General features: G+C 73.9%; 5 protein-coding genes. All 5 read right to left on the reverse strand.

What is annotated here, in order from left to right; genetic code table 11:
* Window positions 1-215 precede the first annotated feature (215 nt).
* Window positions 216-1604, reverse strand: a complete 1389-nt coding sequence (locus ABZ371_RS28965) for a nucleotide pyrophosphatase/phosphodiesterase family protein (RefSeq protein ID WP_358685048.1) — start codon at window positions 1602-1604, stop codon at window positions 216-218.
* Window positions 1601-2776, reverse strand: coding sequence for a metabolite traffic protein EboE (gene eboE / locus ABZ371_RS28970; RefSeq protein ID WP_358685051.1), 1176 nt, complete (start codon window positions 2774-2776; stop codon window positions 1601-1603). The genes ABZ371_RS28965 and eboE overlap by 4 nt, the downstream gene beginning before the upstream one ends.
* A 3-nt stretch (window positions 2777-2779) precedes the next feature.
* Window positions 2780-3628 (reverse strand): TatD family hydrolase, encoded by an 849-nt coding sequence (locus tag ABZ371_RS28975; RefSeq protein ID WP_358685053.1) that lies wholly within the window; start codon window positions 3626-3628, stop codon window positions 2780-2782.
* A complete protein-coding gene (locus ABZ371_RS28980) occupies window positions 3625-4257 on the reverse strand; it encodes an EboA domain-containing protein (protein ID WP_358685055.1) in 633 nt (210 codons plus the stop codon). Before ABZ371_RS28980 ends, ABZ371_RS28975 begins: the two co-directional genes overlap by 4 nt.
* On the reverse strand, window positions 4248-4915 hold a 668-nt coding region (locus ABZ371_RS28985; RefSeq protein WP_358685058.1), incomplete at its 5' end, for a sugar phosphate isomerase/epimerase family protein. The genes ABZ371_RS28985 and ABZ371_RS28980, both read right to left, overlap by 10 nt.

Raw genomic sequence — 4915 nt, forward strand, 5'->3', positions numbered from 1 at the left:
CGCCCAGCACGTTGCGGCGGCTGAGCCTGCGGGCGAGCTCGGGGTCCTCGGGGGTGCGGCTCATGTTCACGTGTCTCCCTGTCGGTGTGCGGGCGGGGGCGGGGTGGGGTGGGGTGGGGTGGGCGCCGGGGCGGTCCGGCGTGGAGGCGGTGCTCACCGGCGTGTCCGTGGTCACCGGCGTGACGGCGGTCCCGGGCGTGCGGGCCGTTGCCGCGTCAGTGCAGTCCGGCGAGCCGGAGGAGCAGGGACTTCACTTCGGTGGCCCGGACCCGGCCGGCGAAGGCGTGGGGGGTGGAGCAGAGGATGAGCGGACCTTCGTCGTCGCTCTCGGGGAGGCGGCCGTGGCTGCCGCGGACGGGTGAGGGGTCGAGGGGGACCACCGCCATGCGGTAGCGCATCCCGAGCTTCTTGCGGGCGACCGCCGAGACGGCCTTGACCCGGACGTAGGGGTCCTGGGGGTCCATGAAGAGCTCGACGGGGTCGTAGCCCGGTTTGCGGTGGATCTCGACGAGCTGCGCGAAGTCCGGCGCGTGGTCGTCGTCGAGCCAGTAGTAGTACGTGAACCAGGCGTCCTTCTCCGCGACGGCGACGAGCTCGCCGGAGCGGGGATGGTCCAGGTGATGGGCCTTCTTGCCCTCGTCGTCGAGGAGTTCCGCGATGCCGGGCAGGCCGGCGAGGGCGGCGTGGGTCGCCTCCAGGTCCTCCGGCCGGCGCACGTAGACGTGGGCGAGCTGGTGGTCGGAGACGGCGAAGGCGCGGGAGGCCATCGGGTCGAGGTACTCCATGCCGTCCTGGGTGTGGACCTCCAGCAGGCCCGCGCGGCGCAGGGCCCGGTTGATGTCGACGGGCCGGTCCACGCGCGTGATGCCGTACTCGGAGAGCGCGACGACCGTGCGGCCCTCGGCGTGCGCGTCGGCGAGGAGGGGCGCGACGGCCGCGTCGAGAGCGGTGGCGGCCCGGTGGGAGCGGGGGTCGTCGGGGCCGTAGCGCTGGAGGTCGTAGTCGAGGTGGGGCAGGTAGCACAGGGCCAGGTCCGGCGTGCGGGTGGCGAGGAGGTGCCGGGTGGCGTCGATGATCCACTGCGAGGAGACGAGGTCGGCGCCCGGGCCCCAGAAGTGGAAGAGGGGGAAGGTGCCGAGCTTCTCGGTGAGTTCGTCGTGCAGCGCGGGGGGCCGGGTGTAGCAGTCGGGTTCCTTGCGGCCGTCGGCGTAGTACACGGGGCGGGGGGTGACGGTCCAGTCGGTGTCCGCGCCCATGGCGTACCACCAGCAGATGTTGGCGACGGTGTAGCCGGGGTGGGCGCGCCGGGCCGCGTCCCAGAGCTTGTCGCCCTCGACTAGACCGTTGTGCTGCCGCCACAGGAGGACGTCGCCGAGCTCGCGGAAGTACCAGCCGTTGGCGACGATGCCGTGCTCGGCGGGGGTGGTGCCGGTGAGGAAGGTGGACTGGGCGGCGCAGGTGACGGCGGGCAGCACGGTCGTCAGGGGGGCCCGGGCGCCGGCCGCGGCCATGGCCCGCAGGTGGGGCATGTGCTCGAGCAGCTGAGGGGTGAGGCCGACGACGTCGAGGACGAGGAGGGGGGTGGGCCGGGGGGGCGTGGTCACGGGAGCTCCTTGAGTCCGAGGTCGGTCAGGAGGTCGCGGACGAGGGTGAGTTCGGCGGCGATGCCGTCCGCGAGCTGCGCCCGGGTGCGCGGCCGCAGCTTCTCCGGGAGCGCCTGCCAGGTGTACGTCTCGACCTCCAGGTGCCGGGTGAGCGGCACCGGTCCTCCCACGAGCCGGGTCAGGGCCGACCGGAGCACGGGAAGGGTGGAGGTGAGCGGGGGCGCGGGGGGCGCGTGCAGGGGCACGTGGAAGTGGGAGCGCCAGGGTGCTCCGTCGGGGAGGGCGCCGCCGGACACCGCGTCGGTGAGGTCGTCGGTCCCCCGCAGGCCGGCCGCGGTGAGGGTGCGCGTCTGGTGCAGGAAGCGTGGTTCGGCGAAGGCGGCGAGTGCGGCGCGGACCTCGGGCAGGTGCGGGTGCTGCGCGTGCAGCGCCGCGGACAGCTGGGCCTTGGCGACGGTGATGCCGGCCGTGTGCAGCGCGTCGAGTGCCGGTTCCGGGTCCTCGAAGGAGGTCGCGAGGTGGCAGGTGTCGACACACACGCCGATGCGGTCGTGGCCCACCGCGGTGAGGGGGGCGATGGCGTCGGCCGTGGTCTCCACGGTGCAGCCGGGTTCGGGCTCCAGGCCGATCCTGACGGACTTGCCGGTCAGCTCGGCGAGGGCGTCGAGCCGTTGCGCGAGGGTGGTGAGCGCCCTCAGCGCCGTCCGGGCCGCCGTGGGGTCGCCGGCGTACGGGGTGCGCCAGGCGATCGGCAGGGTGGAGACGGTGCCTTCGGTGACGTCGTCGGGGAGGAGGGCGGCGAGCAGCCGGGCCAGGTGGGTGGTGTGGGTGAGCCGCTCGGGGTCGGTCCAGTCCGGCGTGTACACCCGGTACTTGACCTCGTCGGCCCCGAACCCCTCGTACGGGAAGCCGTTGAGGGTGACCACTTCGAGGCCCCGCCCGTCGAGTTCGGTGCGCAGCGAGCGCAGGGCGGCCGGGTCGTCGGTCAGGGCGCGGGCGGCGTCCCCGGCGAGCCAGAGGCCGATGCCGAGGCGGTCCCGGCCGAGCCGCCGGCGTACGGGTTCGCAGTGGTCCCGGAGCTGGGCGCGGACTCCTTCGAGGGTTTCGGCGGGGTGCACGTTGGTGCAGTAGGCCAGGTGGACGGTGGAGCCGTCGGGGTGGCGGAAGCGCATCGCTCACTCACCGCCGCGGAGGATGGAGTTGCCCTCGTGGAGCGGGTCCGCGGCGGTGACGTCGAGTTGGGGCCGGCCGCTCCGCCCGTAGAAGGCGACGGGGTTGCGCCAGAGGACCTTGTCGACGTCGTCCTCGTCGAAGCCGGCCTTCAGCATGGTGTCGGCGACCTTGCGGGTCTTCAGCGGGTCGCTCCTCCCCCAGTCGGCGGCCGAGTTGACGAGGATCCTGTCGGTGCCGTGGTTCCTGAGGATTGCGACCATGCGGTCCTCGTCCATCTTGGTGTCGGGGTAGATGGAGAAGCCCGCCCAGCAGCCGCTGTCCAGGGCGTCCCGCACGGTCGTCTCGTTGAGGTGGTCGAGGAGGACGTGCCCGGGGGCGAGCGCCGACTCGCGGACGACGTCGATGGTGCGGCGGAGTCCGGCGAGCTTGTCGCGGTGCGGGGTGTGGACGAGGGCGGGCAGGCCGTGGTCGGCGGCGAGCTGCAACTGCGCGGCGAGGGCGGTGTCCTCGGCCGGGGTCATGGAGTCGTAGCCGATCTCCCCGACGGCGACGACGGAGTCCTTGACGAGATAGCGGGGCAGGGCGTCGAGGACGGGGGCGCAGCGTGGGTCGTTCGCCTCCTTGGGGTTGAGCGCGAGGGTGCAGTGGTGCGCGATGCCGTACTGGGAGGCGCGGAAGGGTTCCCAGCCGAGGAGGGCGTCGAAGTAGTCGAAGAAGCTGGCCGGGGAGGTGCGGGGCTGGCCGAGCCAGAAGGAGGGTTCGACGAGGGCGCGGACCCCGGCGTCGTACATCGCCCGGTAGTCGTCCGTGGTGCGGGAGGTCATGTGGATGTGGGGGTCGAAGATCCTCATCGGGCTTCCTCCGTGGACGTGGGGGCGGCGGCCGGGGCGGAGGCCGTCAGGGCGAGGACGGTCAGCAGGCCGTCGGGGACCGCGCGGCCCGCCGCCCTGCGTTCGGCCGCGAAGTCGCGCAGCATGCGGCCCAGTTCGATGTCACCGGCGGCTCGGTCGCCGAGCCGGTCGACGGCGTCGACGGGGACATCGGTGAAGAGGCACTTGAGGACGGCGTGCCGCCAGCCGTGGGGGTCCAGGTGCGCCGCCCCGTACGGGCCGACGGCGGCGGCGACCAGCCGGGTGTCGTTGGTGCGCAGTGCGTCCTCGACGAGCGGGAGGGCGCCGGGTCCCAGGTCCAGCCGGTGCAGGGTGAGGAGGACGGCGCGGCGTTCGGCGGCGGTGCCCTGCTCGTAGAGCCTGGTGACGGCGGCCAGGCCGGCGCGGGCCTCCACGAGCAGCAGCGCGCGGACGGAGTCGGCGTGGGCGAGTCCGCAGTGCCTGCCCGCGGAGGCGAAGCGCAGCTCCCAGGGCGGGGTGCCGGGGCCGGGGTGGGACGCGGCGTGTGCGGCCTCGGCGAGGGCCTCGCCGAGCCAGGCCCTGGCCGCTTTCGGGAGCCGGTCGTCGAGTTCCTTCCGGTTCATCGGCACGGTGCGGCTCCGTTCGGGGTCCGGGAGGCCGGGCGCAGGAAGTCGATGGATCTGCGGGCGAGTTCGGGACCCGCGTGGGAGTGGCGGGGCAGCTCGACGACGGTGAGTCCGTCGTATCCGGTGGCGGTGAGGGCGTCGAGCACGGGCGGGAAGTCGATCTCCCCCTCGCCGAGGGGCAGGTGTTCGTGGACTCCGCGCCGCATGTCCTCGATCTGCACGTGGCGCAGCCAGGGTGCGGCCTCCTTGACGCAGTCGGCGGGCGGGGCGGGTTCCAGGCACTGGCAGTGGCCGATGTCGAGGGTCAGTCCGAGGGGTTCCGGGTCGCCGAGGAGGGAGCGCAGGTGGTGGAAGTCGGCGAGCGTGGCCAGGAGGTGTCCGGGCTCCGGTTCGACGGCGAGGGGGACGCCGGCCCGGGCGGCCGCGTCGAGCACGGGGGTGAGCGCCTGGGCCAGCCGCTGCCAGGCGGTGTCCGTGGCGGTGTCCGGCGGGGTGGTGCCGCTGAAGCAGTGCACGGCGTGGGCGCCGAGGGCGGCGGCCACCACGACGGCCCGCACGAGCAGGGCGGACCGGGCCTCCCGGGCGTCGTGGTCCGGGTCGAGGTGGGAGGGGCAGTGGTTGCGCCTGGGCTCGTTGACGTAGCGGTCTCGGGTCTCCACTG

Source organism: Streptomyces sp. NPDC005899 (assembly GCF_040629645.1).
In the GTDB taxonomy this organism is placed as follows: Bacteria; Actinomycetota; Actinomycetes; order Streptomycetales; family Streptomycetaceae; genus Streptomyces.

Coding starts and splice junctions, on each gene's coding strand:
- ABZ371_RS28975 (WP_358685053.1), bottom strand. CDS start 3,628: ATGAGGATCTTCGACCCCCACATCCACATGACCTCCCGCACCACGGAC.
- eboE (WP_358685051.1), bottom strand. CDS start 2,776: ATGCGCTTCCGCCACCCCGACGGCTCCACCGTCCACCTGGCCTACTGC.